This window comes from Amycolatopsis sp. NPDC051128, from assembly GCF_040682715.1.
Taxonomy (GTDB): domain Bacteria; phylum Actinomycetota; class Actinomycetes; order Mycobacteriales; family Pseudonocardiaceae; genus Amycolatopsis.
In genome coordinates, this window is the sequence record NZ_JBFBBN010000014.1 from 51,278 (window position 1) to 65,560 (window position 14,283).

General features: G+C 69.8%; 12 protein-coding genes. 7 read left to right on the top strand and 5 right to left on the bottom strand.

Annotated elements, in window-relative coordinates:
* Positions 1-68: 68 nt before the first annotated feature.
* On the bottom strand, positions 69-1,892 hold the full coding sequence (locus tag AB0M82_RS17075) for an RICIN domain-containing protein (RefSeq protein ID WP_364722452.1): 1,824 nt from the start codon (positions 1,890-1,892) through the stop codon (positions 69-71).
* A 149-nt stretch (positions 1,893-2,041) separates the two neighbouring features.
* On the opposite strand from AB0M82_RS17075, the gene AB0M82_RS17080 reads away from it, so the two are divergent.
* Entirely contained in the window at positions 2,042-4,021 is a 1,980-nt protein-coding gene (locus tag AB0M82_RS17080; RefSeq protein WP_364722454.1) for a thioredoxin domain-containing protein, read from the top strand.
* An 87-nt stretch (positions 4,022-4,108) separates the two neighbouring features.
* Positions 4,109-4,666 carry a hypothetical protein gene (locus AB0M82_RS17085; protein WP_364722456.1) on the top strand — a complete coding sequence of 186 codons (558 nt, stop codon included), beginning with the start codon at positions 4,109-4,111 and terminating at the stop codon, positions 4,664-4,666.
* Positions 4,667-4,773: 107 nt separating this feature from the next.
* On the opposite strand, the gene AB0M82_RS17090 is transcribed toward AB0M82_RS17085, so the two are convergent.
* Positions 4,774-5,202: a hypothetical protein gene (locus AB0M82_RS17090; protein ID WP_364722458.1), complete on the bottom strand. Its 429-nt coding sequence runs from the start codon at positions 5,200-5,202 to the stop codon at positions 4,774-4,776.
* Positions 5,203-5,220: 18 nt separating this feature from the next.
* Entirely contained in the window at positions 5,221-5,967 is a 747-nt protein-coding gene (locus AB0M82_RS17095; protein WP_364722460.1) for a DUF6745 domain-containing protein, read from the bottom strand.
* 391 nt (positions 5,968-6,358) lie between these two features.
* On the opposite strand from AB0M82_RS17095, the gene AB0M82_RS17100 reads away from it, so the two are divergent.
* The 3 genes from AB0M82_RS17100 to AB0M82_RS17110 all read left to right on the top strand — a co-directional run bounded on the left by AB0M82_RS17100 (position 6,359) and on the right by AB0M82_RS17110 (position 10,274).
* The gene (locus AB0M82_RS17100; RefSeq protein ID WP_364722462.1) at positions 6,359-7,732 is read left to right on the top strand and encodes a glycoside hydrolase family 28 protein; all 1,374 of its coding nucleotides are present in this window, start codon (positions 6,359-6,361) and stop codon (positions 7,730-7,732) included.
* An 80-nt stretch (positions 7,733-7,812) separates the two neighbouring features.
* On the top strand, positions 7,813-9,696 hold the full coding sequence (locus AB0M82_RS17105) for an acyl-CoA dehydrogenase (RefSeq protein ID WP_364722464.1): 1,884 nt from the start codon (positions 7,813-7,815) through the stop codon (positions 9,694-9,696).
* A 104-nt stretch (positions 9,697-9,800) separates the two neighbouring features.
* Positions 9,801-10,274 (top strand): carboxymuconolactone decarboxylase family protein, encoded by a 474-nt coding sequence (locus tag AB0M82_RS17110; protein WP_364722466.1) that lies wholly within the window; start codon positions 9,801-9,803, stop codon positions 10,272-10,274.
* 68 nt (positions 10,275-10,342) lie between these two features.
* Here the strand turns inward: AB0M82_RS17110 and AB0M82_RS17115 are convergent, their stop codons facing one another.
* Positions 10,343-10,984 carry a hemolysin III family protein gene (locus tag AB0M82_RS17115; protein WP_364722670.1) on the bottom strand — a complete coding sequence of 214 codons (642 nt, stop codon included), beginning with the start codon at positions 10,982-10,984 and terminating at the stop codon, positions 10,343-10,345.
* A gap of 107 nt (positions 10,985-11,091) precedes the next feature.
* On the opposite strand from AB0M82_RS17115, the gene AB0M82_RS17120 reads away from it, so the two are divergent.
* Entirely contained in the window at positions 11,092-11,868 is a 777-nt protein-coding gene (locus tag AB0M82_RS17120) for an isoprenyl transferase (RefSeq protein WP_364722468.1), read from the top strand.
* A gap of 65 nt (positions 11,869-11,933) precedes the next feature.
* Here the strand turns inward: AB0M82_RS17120 and AB0M82_RS17125 are convergent, their stop codons facing one another.
* The gene (locus tag AB0M82_RS17125; RefSeq protein WP_364722470.1) at positions 11,934-12,200 is read right to left on the bottom strand and encodes a hypothetical protein; all 267 of its coding nucleotides are present in this window, start codon (positions 12,198-12,200) and stop codon (positions 11,934-11,936) included.
* A gap of 721 nt (positions 12,201-12,921) precedes the next feature.
* On the opposite strand from AB0M82_RS17125, the gene AB0M82_RS17130 reads away from it, so the two are divergent.
* On the top strand, positions 12,922-14,214 hold the full coding sequence (locus AB0M82_RS17130) for a PhoH family protein (protein WP_364722472.1): 1,293 nt from the start codon (positions 12,922-12,924) through the stop codon (positions 14,212-14,214).
* The last annotated feature ends 69 nt before the right edge of the window (positions 14,215-14,283 follow it).

The window sequence follows — 14,283 nt, forward strand, 5'->3', positions numbered from 1 at the left end:
CGGCACAGTGTGGCCGAACGGCCGGTGACCGCGCGCCCGGTTTTCGCGGGTGCGCGATCACCGGTCGGCTACCGGAGCGCTGTACCACCCGAGTCGCGGTACGCGATCGTCTTGCCGATCAGGTTTCCGCCGTCGGTCTCGACCGAGGTCTGTTCCTGCTGTCCGGCGCCGAACAGGAGGGCGGCGACGTGCGCGTCCGCCACCTGGTCGAGGTGCGCGAAGAACCAGTCCACCTTGTCGTCCTTGTAGTGGTTCATGGTGTTGTTCTGCGCCATGTTGCCCACCGGGATCTGCCACAGCACCACGGGCTTGCCCGCCGATTCGGCCATGGTCTTGTAGAACCTCAGCGCGGCAGCGGCCTGCTGGTCGGTCCAGAAGGTGTTACGGCCGCCGTTCTCCGGCTTCGCGTACCAGCCGGCGTCGCGGTCCGACACGTCGGAGACCAGGAAGTCGGCGTTCTTCGCGCCGAGTTCCGCGTAGTCCTTCACGCACCCCTGGAGGTTGGTCTCCCAGTCCCAGCAGGTGAGGTGGAGTCCCACGCCCGCGTTCGGCGCGTACTTGTGCGCCATCGCCACCAGGCAAGCGGCCAGGCCGGCGGCGCTGTTCTCCTGCGCGCCGCAGTCCGTCGGATTCGCGGGCTTGACCTGCGCGGCGACCTGGTGCGGGTTGCCGAGGGAGCGGACGTAGCCCCAGAAGTCGGGCTCGATGTCGATCATGTCGTGGGAGGTGCCGATCTTCTGGAGGAAGAAGCGGTAGTCGTCGAGGTAGCGGGTGAGCAGGTCGGTCCGGTTGATGGCGACGACCTCGCCGGGACCGTCGCCCTGGCCAGCCGCGTCCCCGAGGTCGCGCAACGAATACCAGGTCCAGAAGTACTTCTGCGGGCGCGGCTTGCCCTGGTAGGTGGCCTGGGCCACGTGGTCGTCGCCCCAGGTCACGTAGAAGCCGGGAGCCGTGGTTTCGCCGGTCCAGCAGCCCCACCAGCTCGACCACTCGGGTTTGCAGCGTGCCGCCGTGTAGTAGTCCGAGGAGGGCGCCGGCTGGCTGTGCACGTAGTTGTACCGCACGTCGAACGGCGCGGCCGTCGCCGAGGCGTCCTTCATCGAGCCGCCGATGAGTACCGTGCTGCTCCCCATGAACCGGGTCGTCGCGGTACCACCACGGCTGTCGGCGGCCGGAGCCGGCGACGTCGGCGACGGGCGGGTGCTGCTCGGGGCCTGGCTCGTCGTGGCCACGCTGCCGCGCGGTGTGGTGGACGTAGTGGGCGTGGCGGTGCTGCCGGAGCTGCCGACGCTCCCGGCCGGGACGAGCTGCCACTGCTGGTTGGCGCCGCCCCAGTCGTAGTACTGAGCGATGCGTGCCCCGGCGGTCTTGGAGCCGGCCTGGACCTCGACGGCCATGCCGCTGAAGCGGTTGATCAGGCGCACGTGGCCGTCCGGCGACTTCTCCAGGCGGAACTGCTGGTTGGCGCCGCTCAGGTCGTGCCACTGCACCATGGCGGAACCGGCGGTCTTCGACCAGTGGTAGTCGTCCAGCACGTTGCCGGAGTTGCGGTTCTGCAGCCGGTAGTAGCCGTCACCCGCGTCGATGAACCGCCACTGCTGGTTGGCCCCGTCGTGACGGCCCCACTGGACCACCGCCGCGCCGTCGTTCTTGGCGTAGGCGAGACCGTCCAGCGCCTGGCCGCTGTTGCGGTTGACCAGGACGTACCAGGAATCCGGGTCCACGGTTCCCGCCGAGGCCGTGCTGACCACGACCACGGAGCCGGTCACGACGGACAGGACGACGGCCGCCCAGAAACCCCGGCGCTGGAACCACCGGCGTCCGCGGCGGGCTGGGCGGCCACGTCCGCCGGCGGAGGACGCCTGCGACGGCGTGGGTGGGCGAGGGGACATGTCGGTGCTCTCTTTCGGTCGCTGCCTCTGACGCCGACCGCGTGGCCGGACGACACCGGGTTGCCGCCGGCCGGCGAAAGGTTGCCGCGGCCCGCGAGATTTCTTGTGGCTGCCGCGCGCCCGGTTTTCGTGGGTGCCACCCTGGAGACATGAACCGCCTCGCCAGTGCGACCAGCCCTTACCTGCTCCAGCACGCGGACAACCCGGTCGAGTGGTGGCCGTGGGGCGCCGACGCGCTCGTCGAGGCGCGGCGGCGGAACGTGCCGATCCTGCTTTCCGTGGGTTACGCCGCGTGCCACTGGTGCCACGTGATGGCGCACGAGTCGTTCGAAGACGCCGGGACCGCGGCCGTCATGAACGCGAACTTCGTCAACATCAAGGTCGACCGTGAGGAGCGGCCGGACATCGACGCGGTGTACATGGCCGCCACGCAGGCGATGACCGGGCAGGGCGGCTGGCCGATGACCTGCTTCCTCACCCCGGACGGCGAGCCGTTCCATTGCGGCACGTACTACCCGCCGTCGCCGCGGCCGGGCATGCCGTCGTTCCGGCAGTTGCTCGCCGCCGTCGCCGAGGCGTGGCAGGAGCGGCCGGACGAACTGCTGGACGGCGCGAAGCAGATCGTCGCGCACCTCGCCGAGCAGAGCGGACCGCTCAAGGAGTCGGTGGTGGACGAAGCCGCGCTCGCCGCCGCGGTCGGGAAGCTCCAGCAGGAGGCGGACCCGGTCAACGGCGGCTTCGGCCGCGCGCCGAAGTTCCCGCCGTCGATGGTGCTGGAGTTCCTGCTGCGCCACCACGAACGCACGGGATCTTCGGTCGCACTGTCCCTTGTGGACTCCACGGCCGAGGCGATGGCCCGCGGCGGGATGTACGACCAGCTGGCCGGCGGCTTCGCGCGCTACTCCGTCGACGCCGAGTGGATCGTGCCGCACTTCGAGAAGATGTTGTACGACAACGCGTTGCTGCTGAGGTTCTACGCCCACCTGTGGCGCCGGACTGGGTCGGCCACGGCGTCGCGCGTCGCCGCGGGGACCGCGGAGTTCCTTTTCGAAGGTCTTCGGACGCCCGAAGGCGGCTTCGCGTCTTCGCTCGACGCGGACACCGAAGGCGTCGAAGGCCTGACGTACGTCTGGACGCCGTCGCAGCTGCGTGACGTGCTCGGCGACGAAGACGGCGCGCGGGCGGCCGAGGTGTTCGGCGTCACTCCCGAGGGCACCTTCGAGGACGGCGCGTCGACCCTGCGGCTGCTCGGGGACGCGCCGTTCGGGGAAATCCGCGTCAAGCTCCTCGAAGAGCGGGCGAAGCGTCCGCAGCCGGGCCGGGACGACAAGGTGATCGCGGCCTGGAACGGTCTGGCGATCACGGCGCTGGCCGAGGCGGGCGTCGCCCTGGACCGTCCACAGTGGATCGAGTGGGCGCGCGACGCGGCCGAGCTGCTGCTGCGCGTGCACGTCGTCGACGGGCGTCTTCGCCGGAGTTCGCGCGACGGCGTCGTCGGGGAATCCGTCGGGGTGCTGGAGGACTACGCCTGCGTCGCCGACGGGTTCCTGGCGCTGCACCAGGCGACCGGCGCCGCGAAGTGGCTCACCGAGGCGACCCGGCTGCTCGACCTGGCGCTGGCGCGCTTCGCGTCCCCGGACGTCCCGGGCGCGTACTTCGACACCGCCGACGACGCCGAGGCGCTGGTCCAGCGCCCGGCCGACCCGGGCGACAACGCCAGCCCCGCCGGGGCGTCCGCGCTGGCCGGGGCGCTGCTGACGGCGTCCGCGCTCGCCGGGCACGAGAGTGCGGCGCGCTACCGCGAGGCCGCTGAGCAGGCCCTTCGCCGCGTCGGGGTGCTGGCCGGCCGCGTGCCGCGCTTTGCCGGGCACTGGCTGTCGGTCGCCGAAACGCTGCAGTCCGGCCCGGTGCAGGTCGCGGTCGTCGGCGCCGACCCGGCGTTGCGCCTCGCGGCGGCCCGCGGCATCCACGGCGGCGGCATCGTCCTGGCCGGCGAGCCGGACGCGCCGGGCGTCCCGCTGCTGGCGGACCGCCCCCTGGTCGACGGCGCCGCGGCGGCGTACGTCTGCCGCGGCTACGTCTGCGACCGCCCGGTGACGACGCCGGAAGCCCTCGCCGCCCAGCTCTGATCGCCCTGGGTGAACGCCGTCCCGATTCTGTCGTATCGAGCGTAGCGTGAGTAGTGTTGTAATCATGTAATCGCGGAGGTGGCAGACATGGGACGAGGCTGGAAGGGCAGCCGCGGCTGGCAGCAGGCCGAGGTGCCTTCGGCGGACGACGCGGCGGCCTGGTTCGGCGGGCGCCTGCCCGACGGCTGGTTCACCGGCGCGCCGGAGGTCACGGTCGACCGCGAAGAGATCATCGTCGTCGGCGAGCTGCCGGCGCTGACCGAGGAGTACGCCGACGACGCGGCCCGCGCGGCGGCCGAGGAGGGCCGGATCAGCCGGTACCGCGAGGAGACGCGCGACGAGCGCATCGAGATCGCGCGCCAGGCCGAGCATCGCTACCAGCGCAAGGTCGCGTGGGGCGCGCGTCTCGGTGGGACGAGCGCGCTGTTCACGACGCACTCGGCGCCGGTGATGACCCGGCTGCGGCAGCAGGAACGCCTGGTGCTCGACACGCTCGTCGACGCCGGCGTCGCGCGCTCGCGGTCGGACGCGCTGGCCTGGGCCGTGCGCCTGGTCGGCCAGCACGCCGACACCTGGCTCGGCGAGCTGCGCGAGGCGATGAGCAAGGTCGACGACCTGCGCTCGAAGGGCCCCGACCTGGCCTGAGCGCCCTGTGGCTGCTCCGCTTCGCCAAGGTCCGTGAATGTCGCATTGAGGGACTTCAAGTCCCTCAATGCGACATTCACGGACTTCAGGACAGAGCCCGCGGAGTGTCAGTCCGCGATCAGGACCGGCTTCCGGAAACCGGCGCCCATCTCACGCTGGCGGCGGACGAGCCAGGTGCCGGGCGCGATCCCGGTGCCACCGTGTTCCGGGTGGATGAGGTACGCCGGCGCGGTGTTCTCGAAGGCCGCGATCGCCAGCCGTTCGGGGTCGTTCAGCCACGTCGTCCACCGGCAGGTGCCGGGGTCCGCGACGAGCGTGTGCGGGTTGTTGCCCGCCTCGCCGCGGACGAGTTCGCGGCCTTCGGCGGGCAGGTTCCACCAGCCACTGCGCTGGGGCACCGGGCCCAGCAACGCCAGCGGCAGCACGATCAGGTCGCCCTGGGCCTGGAGCCCGTCGATCACCGGCACGGTGACCTGGCGGTCCAGGTGGTCGAGGACGTCGAGTCCGGTCCGGTCGAGCAGTTCGGCAAGAAACATGTGATCACCTCAGGGAAGTCAGGTCCGGCGCCGCAGGCGCGCGTACTGGGCTCCGGTGAGTCCGTACGACCAGCCGGCCGCGTCGAGGGGATGGTCGAATTCGGCGGGCACGCGCAGCCCGTAGCGACGGCGGGTGCCGTCGCGCTCCACCGAGCCGTTCACCGCCAGCAACAGTCGCGAAGGCGCGTGCCACTTCTGCGGCGGCAGGTCGTAGAGCTGCAGTTCACAACCAGGGTTGCCGGGATCGGCTGCCCGGCTCAGGATCCGCAGCCCGGCCTGCTCGATGTAGGCCGTCCAGCCCAGGTGCTCGACCGCGCAGCGGCGCACCTCGACGTTGAACTCCCGGTTGATCCGGTCCGCGGTGGGGTCTTCGATCACCCAAGACGGCACCCGCGTGCCGTGCCAGGCGTGCACACCCCAGCCGTCGGGGTAGACCACCGCGGGCCCGGTCGCGCTGTGGAGCCGGCCCTCGTCGTCAAGACGGATGGCCAACGGCCGTTCCGCGACGAAGCAGACGCCGTCGCGCGGCCACCACCAGCCGCAGGAGCGGACGAGGGTCGCCCACAGCTCCATCTCCGGGTCACCCGAGTCCGGTGTCACCCAGTAGGCGTCCTGCTGGCCGTACCAGTAAAGGCTGAGCGACTGCCGGATGCCGGCCCGGATCAGGCCGGCGATGGCTTCCTTGACGATCTGCCGCGCCTCGGGAGAGACGTCGTACCGACGTTTCCGCAACGCGGTCACCCGGGTCGCCATGCGGGCGTGCACCGGTTCAATGGAAAGGGCAGGTGACGGTTCCAGGTGCGGCACGGCAGCGTTGGGGGAATCGACCCAGACGAACCGCGGGGGCGGCTCGCCAAGCAGGGCGTAGAGCCGGCTGATGGCGTCTTCGGTCGCGGGACGATCCGCGGGATCCGTGCAGAGGGCGTGGTTCAACCACTCGGAAATATCGGGAGATCGGCGGTCCGGCCGCCGGGAGGCGCTCAACGCGCGAGGGCGCGCACGCCCTTTCGAATCGACATGACCCGATCATGACAGCCCGTTCGCCGATCGCGCAAGCCTGGACTGGGGCCGCTTCCGCGCTTAGAGTTCGTCGTGCCCACGGTCCGTGCCGTGGTTCCGCCGTCGCACGAAGTCTTTCCCGTGAAGGAAGGCGTCCATGGACGGCAGGTTCACCCGGCGGCAGCTGATCAAAGGCGGGCTCGCGGTGGCGGCGGTGCCGCTGCTCCCGGCCGTCGCCTCGGCGGCACCCCGGATCGACGTTCCCCCGCTCCCTTGGCCGGCGGCGAACGACATCGTCGCGAACACCGCGATTCCCACGTTCCCCGACCGGTCGTTCCCGATCACCGGCTACGGCGCGAAGAACGACGGCAAGACCGACAACACCGCGGCGATCAAGAAAGCGGTCGACGCCTGCGCCGCGGCCGGCGGCGGCCACGTCGTCGTGCCGTCCGGCGGCAGTTTCCTCACCGGCGCGATCTACCTCAAGAGCAACGTCGACCTGCACCTCGAATCCGGCGCGGTGCTGAAGTTCAGTGGCGACGCGGCGAAGTTCCCGAACGTCCTGACGCGCTACGAAGGCATCGAGTGCGTCAACCGCTCGCCGATGATCTACGCCTACCAGGAAAAGAACATCGGCCTCACCGGCAGCGGCACGCTCGACGCGGCGGCGACGTCGTCGTGGAACAAGGGCAGCGACCGCGCCTACCTGGAATCGTTGGTGGCCAAGGGGATCGCGCCGGAAAAGCGCGTGGTTCCCGGATCGGGGCACACCATGCGGTCGGCGTTCGTCGAGCCGTACGCCTGTGAGAACGTGCTGATCCAGGGCATTACGCTGAAGAACTCGATGTTCTGGCAGCTGCACCCGACGCTGTGCCGCAACGTCACGGTCGACGGCGTCAGCACCGATCCCAGCACCGCGCACAACAACACCGACGGCTGCGACCCGGAGTCGTGCGACCACGTCGTCATCGCGAACTGCGTCCTCGGCGCGCACGACGACAACATCGCGATCAAGTCCGGCCGCGACGCCGACGGGCGCCGCGTGAATGTGCCGTGCCAGAACCTCGTCGTCGTCAACTGCGTGATGAACGGCAACTGGGGCGCGATCACCTGCGGCAGCGAGCAGACCGGCGGGATCCGCAACGTCTACGCGTACAAGCTCACCGTGAAGGGTGCCACGAAGTTCGCGCTGTACGTGAAGTCGAACACGCTGCGTGGCGGGTTCACCGAGAACGTCAACCTTGACAGTGTTTCCGGCACCTTCGCGCGGAACTTCGTGTACGTGACGTCCACCTACAACAGCCAGACCGGGAGCCACGTTCCGTCGTTCGGGCCGTTCACGATCAGCGACTGCGCGAGCACGAAGATCGCGGGCAAGACGTTCGACGTCAGCGGGCTCTCGAACGCCCACGTGCACGGGCTGGCCGTGGCGAACTCGAAGTTCGCGGGGGTGGCCGACACCTCGAACACACTGAAGTACGTGGACAACGCGAAGTTCACGAACGTGACGATCAACGGCGAGCCGCGCTGAACCTGCGGAACCGGCGGGACTGCGGCAGGCTTACTACCAACGAGTAGGAAGCCGGCCGTTCGTCCGTTCCGGAGGTAGCCGTGGACGTTCCCGAAGTGCCCTCGAAGGTGGATCCGGACGCGCTGACCGCCGTCCTGGACGGCCGCTGGGCCAAACTGCGCCGCGGGGTGCGCGCGCAGCTGGCCCAGCACTCGGACCCGGTGGACCTCGACGTCGAGGCGCACCGCGCCCAGGTGCTCGACCAGCTGCGCGCGCTCGCCGAGACCGACCGGCCCGGTCTGGGCTTCGACCCGGCGTACGGCGGCGGTGGCGACGTCGGCGGCTCGGTGACGTCGTTCGAGATGCTGGGCTTCGGCGACCTGTCGCTGATGGTGAAGGCCGGTGTCCAATGGGGACTGTTCGGTGGCGCCGTCCAGCTGCTGGGTACGGCTCGGCACCACGAGCGGTACCTGCGCGAGATCATCGACCTCGAGCTGCTCGGCTGCTTCGCGATGACCGAGCACGGCCACGGCTCGGACGTCCAGCACCTGCGCACCACGGCGACCTTTGTGGACGGCGGGTTCGTCGTGCACACGCCGGATGCCATGGCGCGGAAGGAGTACATCGGCAACGCGGCCCGCGACGGCCGGATGGCGGTGGTGTTCGCGCAGCTGATCACGGGTTCGGCGGCGCGGGGCGTGCACGCGTTGCTCGTGCCGATCCGAGACGGGGCCGGGGCGCCGCTGCCGGGAGTGTCCATCGAGGACTGCGGTCCGAAGGCGGGCCTGAACGGCGTCGACAACGGGCGGCTGAGCTTCGACAACGTCCGCGTCCCGCGCGAGGCCCTGCTGAACCGCTTCGGTGACGTCTCCTCGGACGGAACGTACTCGAGCCCGATCGAGAGCGACAGCCGCCGGTTCTTCACGATGCTGGGCACGCTGATCCGCGGCCGGGTGAGCGTCGCCGGAAGCGCCGGTAGCGCGACGAAACGCGCGCTGGCGCTGGCGATCCGGTACGGCGAGGTCCGCCGCCAGTTCGCGAGGCCGGACGGCGACGAGGTCGTCATCCTCGACTACCTCGCCCACCAGCGGAAACTGCTGCCGGCGCTGGCGAAGACGTACGCGCTGCACTTCGCGCAGGAGGAGCTGGTGTCGAAGCTGCACGACATCGACCAGTCGGCGCCCGAAGAGGAACAGCGTGAGCTGGAGTCGCGCGCGGCCGGGTTGAAGGCGCTCGGGACGTGGCACGCGACGGCGGCGATCCAGACCGCGCGCGAGGCGTGCGGCGGCGCGGGCTACCTGGCGGAGAACCTGCTGCCCGGCCTCAAGGCCGACACCGACGTCTTCACGACGTTCGAGGGCGACAACACGGTGTTGCTGCAGCTGGTCGCGAAGGGGTTGCTGACCAGCTACAAGCACGACTTCGAGGATCTCTCGCCATTGGCGACCGCCCGGTTCTTCGCCGAGCAGGTGGTCAGCACGGTCCTGGAGCGGACGGCGGCGCGCCGGTTCGTCGAACGGCTCACCGACGCGTCCGACAGCGAAGCGTTCTTCCGCCGCGACTGGCAGCTCAGGCTGTTCGAGGACCGCGAGGAGCACGTCGTCGAGGGGGTGGCGAAGCGCCTGCGCAAGGCGGCTGCCGACCCGTTCGGCGTGTTCAACGCGGCGCAGGACCACGTGCTGCGCGCCGGCCGTGTCCACGTCGAGCGGCTGATCCTGTCGGCGTTCGCGTCGGCGATCGAGCGCTGCGAAGACCCCGACGCCCGCACGCTGCTGGAGCGCGTCTGCGACCTGTACGCGTTGTCGGCGATCGAAGAGGACCTGGCGTGGTTCCTGGGCCACGGCCGCCTGACGGCGTCGCGCGCGAAAGCCGTCACCGCGGCGGTGAACAGCCTGTGCTCGGAGCTGCGCCCGCACGCGCGGACACTGGTGGACGCGTTCGCGATCCCGGACCAGTTCCTGGCGGCGCCGATGCTGCGCTCCTGACCTGGGGGTCGCCGGCGGTGTGACCGGCGCCACGTTCCGAGCTGTCACAACGCCGCCGCGTACGTCGTCAAGGGGGTGAAAGCGGACGACGGAAGGACAGCACGATGGAAGCGCGATTCAACATGTTCGAGAACGAGGTCACGAGCAAGTTCTTCAAGCGCCTGATCGCGGCGTCGCGCCCGATCGAGGAGTCGTCCCTCCCGAAGGCGACGCAGGAGCTGGTGAAGATCCGCGCGAGCCAGATCAACGGCTGCGGCATGTGTCTCGACATGCACACGAAGGACGCGGCGGCGGCCGGCGAGACGGCGGTCCGCCTGGCGATGGTGGCGGCGTGGCGCGAGGCGGTGGTGTTCACGGAGGCGGAGCGCGCGGCGTTGGCGCTGACGGAGGAGGGAACCCGCCTGGCGGACGTCCACACCGGCGCCAGCGACGAGACGTGGGCCCAGGTGCGGAAGCACTACGACGACGAGCAGATCGGGGCGCTGGTCTGCCTGGTGGCGACGATCAACACCTGGAACCGGCTGAACGTGATCGCCCGCAATCCGGCGGGGGAGTACCAGCCGGGAATGTTCGGCTGAGGCATTGCCGCTGAGGAGGGCTTCGCTCGCTGGGGTGTGCGAGCGAAGCCCTCGTTCGGTGCGTGGGGTCAGGCGTACATGGCCAGCCAGATCGCGATGTAGTGCGAAACCGCCGCAAGCACGGTGCAAGCATGGAAGTACTCGTGATACCCGAAAGTGTCCGGCCAGTGGTTGGGCCATTTGACGGCGTAGAACACGGCTCCGAGCGTGTAGAACAGCCCACCCACGCACAGCAGCACCAAAGCCGCCACGCCGGCGTGCGTCAAAAGCTCCGGGAAGACGAACACCGCCACCCAGCCCAGTGCGATGTAGATCGGCACCCCGAGCCACCGGGGCGCGTGCGGCCACAGCATCTTCAACGCCACGCCGAGAACAGCGCCGCCCCAGACGATGGAGAGGATCACGTAGCCCGTCGGCTTCGGCATCGCCAGCAGCGTGAATGGCGTGTACGTGCCCGCGATGAACAGGAAGATCATCGAGTGGTCCGCGCGCTTCATCCACTTGTACGCCCGTGGGCTCCACAGGCGACGGTGGTACAGCGCGCTCACGCCGAACAGGCCCAGCACCGTCAGGCCGTAGACCGACGTCGCCAGCGCGGCGATCGGGGACACTGTGGACGCGGCCAGGCTGATCAGCGCCGCCGCCGCGGCGACGGCGCCGAAGAACGTCCAGAAGTGGATGTGCCCGCGCAGGCGCGGGCGGGGGTCCACCAGGGGCGGGGGTTCCGTCGAGCTCACTCCCGCAGGTTACGGGAGCGTAGATTCCCGGGCAGCGGTCAAGTCACGCGCCTCACACCGGGTGCGTACTCTTCCTGGACGTGAGTGTTCGCTCCTTCTTGTCCGACGTCGTGTACAGCGCCTACGGCCGGCGCCTCATCCAGCAGGCCGCCGGCCGGCACCCCCGGCACATCGCCATCATGCTCGACGGCAACCGCCGTTGGGCCCGTGAAGCGGGCTTCACGGACGTTTCGGACGGCCATCGGGCCGGAGCGAAGAAGATCGCCGACTTCCTGAGCTGGTGCCACGAGGCCGACGTCGAGGTCGTCACCATGTGGCTGCTCTCCACCGACAACCTCAACCGCGATCCGGACGAGCTCACGCCGCTGCTGAAGATCATCACCGACGTCACCGACGAGCTGGCCGGGCCCGGGACGTCGTGGCGGCTGCGGATCGTCGGGGCGCTCGACCTGCTACCCGCCGAAGTCGCGAAGCGACTCAGCGAAGCCGCCGCGCGCACCGAGGGCCGGACCGGGATGGAGGTCAACATCGCGGTCGGTTACGGCGGGCGCCAGGAAATCGCGGACGCCGTGCGCAAGCTGCTGCGCCAGCACGCCGACGAGGGCACGACCATTCACGAGCTGGCGAAAATCCTCGACGTCGACCACATCTCCGAGCACCTCTACACCTCGGGCCAGCCGGATCCGGACCTCATCATCCGCACTTCGGGCGAACAGCGGCTTTCCGGATTCCTGCTCTGGCAGTCCGCGCATTCCGAATTCTGGTTCACCGAAGCGTACTGGCCCGCATTCCGCCGGGTCGACTTCCTGCGCGCCATCCGCGACTACGCCTGGCGGCACCGCCGGTTCGGGTCCTGACCCAGGAGTCTTGGCACAGCGAAAGGCCCCGGAGTCCCCTCCGGGGCCTTTCGCGATGTCCTGACTCAGTGGGGGGAGGGGTGGTAATGGTGGTGGTGCTCCAGCGAGTGCAGGATCAGCGCCGGGGTGAGGGCGATGCCCGTGTAGGCACCGGCGATCAGGGACGCCGCGCCGTAGCCCAGGGCGCCGCCGCCTACGATGAACGTGGTGTAGGCGTCGCCGAACGTCGGGTCCGGGGTGCCGGGGTGGTCGTTCGTCGTGGCGAACGCGGTGCTGCCGATCATCATCAGGCCTGCAGCGGTAGCGGCCACGAAACCAGCCTTCTTCAGCACTTCGCACACTCCTAGATAGACTGTTGGGATCGGGGGCACCGGGGGTCCGGTGGTATGTCCCGCAGCCAGAAATTACTCGCTCACCAGGCCGTTCGACCGGCTGGTAAGCCCATTGTGTGAGCCTGATCGGGGTGGTTTCACTCGGACCGGTTCTCGGCGGGGGGCGAGAAATGCGCTTTCGAACCGGCCGTGGTAAAAGCGCGTCAGTCGATCTTGCGAATATGCGGGGCCGGCAATTTTCCCAAGATCAAACCGACCGGTGGGTGTCGAACGAGGGGCTTGTCACGCCGAGTAGTCGTCACGGGCTGTGGATGTCGGGCGACCTACGGTGAGGTGACGGTTTGGCGAATCACCGTGTTGGCTCGCTGCGCGATCAGTCATTCGTAGGTACCTTCCGAGAAGAGGGCGCGCGTTCCGTGCGGGTCCTCGCGGGAGGCCCTGGTCGTGACGGTGATCGAGGGGGCGGCTCAGCCGCCCACGAGACGCTCGAGGGGGCCGGCACCCGGCCCTCGTGGCCGCGTCACCTGACCTACCGGTCAGGAGAACGGTCCAGCCAGGGAGGTGCCCGGCCCAGCGAGTGCGGGCGTGAGGTGCACACGCCCTCGAGGGAGATGCCGTCGTGACTGCGCAGCGTTTGCCCCGTAAGGCCTCTGGCCGTTCTTCGACCGGTGCCGTTCCTGGCCCGGAGAAAGCCTCGACCTCGCCCGAATCCCAGCAGCACATGTACGTGCTCGACACGTCGGTCCTCCTTTCGGACCCGTGGGCCGTGACCCGGTTCGCCGAACACGCCGTCGTGCTTCCGCTGGTCGTCATCAGTGAACTGGAGGCGAAGCGCCACCACCCGGAGCTCGGCTGGTTCGCCCGGGAATCCCTGCGCATGCTCGACGACCTGCGCCGGCAGTACGGCAGGCTCGACGCGCCGCTCCCCATCGGGGACCACGGCGGCACGCTGCAGGTGGAGCTGAACCACTCGGACCCGACGGTGCTCCCGGTCGGGTTCCGCACCGACTCCAACGACCACCGCATCCTCGCCTGCGCGCTCAACCTCGCAGCCGAGTACGCGCAGGTCACGCTGGTGACGAAGGACATTCCGCTGCGGGTCAAGGCGGGCGCCGTCGGGTTGGAGGCCGACGAGTACCGCGCGCAGGAAGTCACGCCCTCGGGCTGGACGGGGATGGCGGACGTGGACGTCGAACAGGACGTGCTCGACACGCTGTTCGGCGGCGGCACCGTGGACCCGGTCGAGTACGGCATGGACGAGCTCGCCGAGCTGCCCTGCCACACCGGCCTGCGGCTGCTCGCCGGCACCTCGAGCGCGCTCGGCCGGATCACCGCGGACAAGCGCATCCGGCTGGTCCGCGGCGACCGCGAGGCGTTCGGGCTGCACGGCCGCAGCGCCGAGCAGCGCGTCGCACTCGACCTGCTGCTCGATTCCGACGTCGGCATCGTCTCGCTGGGCGGCCGGGCCGGCACCGGAAAGTCGGCGCTCGCGTTGTGCGCCGGGCTCGAGGCGGTGATGGAACGCCGTCAGCACCGCAAGGTCGTGGTGTTCCGGCCGGTCTACGCGGTGGGCGGCCAGGACCTCGGCTACCTGCCGGGGTCCGAGAGCGAGAAGATGCAGCCGTGGGCGCAGGCGGTGTTCGACACCCTCGGCGCGCTGGTCAGCCAGGACGTCCTCGACGAGGTCTTCGACCGCGGCATGCTCGAGGTGCTCCCGCTGACCCACATCCGCGGCCGCTCGCTGCACGACACGTTCGTGATCGTCGACGAGGCCCAGTCGCTGGAGCGCAACGTCCTGCTCACCGTGCTTTCGCGGCTCGGCACGGCGTCACGGGTGGTGCTCACGCACGACGTCGCCCAGCGTGACAACCTGCGCGTCGGCCGGCACGACGGCGTCTCGGCGGTGATCGAGAAGCTGAAGGGCCACCCGCTGTTCGCGCACGTGACGCTGACGCGGTCGGAGCGTTCACCGATCGCGGCCCTGGTCACCGAGATGCTGGAGGACCACAGCTGACGGGCGCCGGGGGCGGCGCTCGCGCCGCCCCCGGCAACCCTTCCCGCCGTTGCCGGATATCCGGTGAAA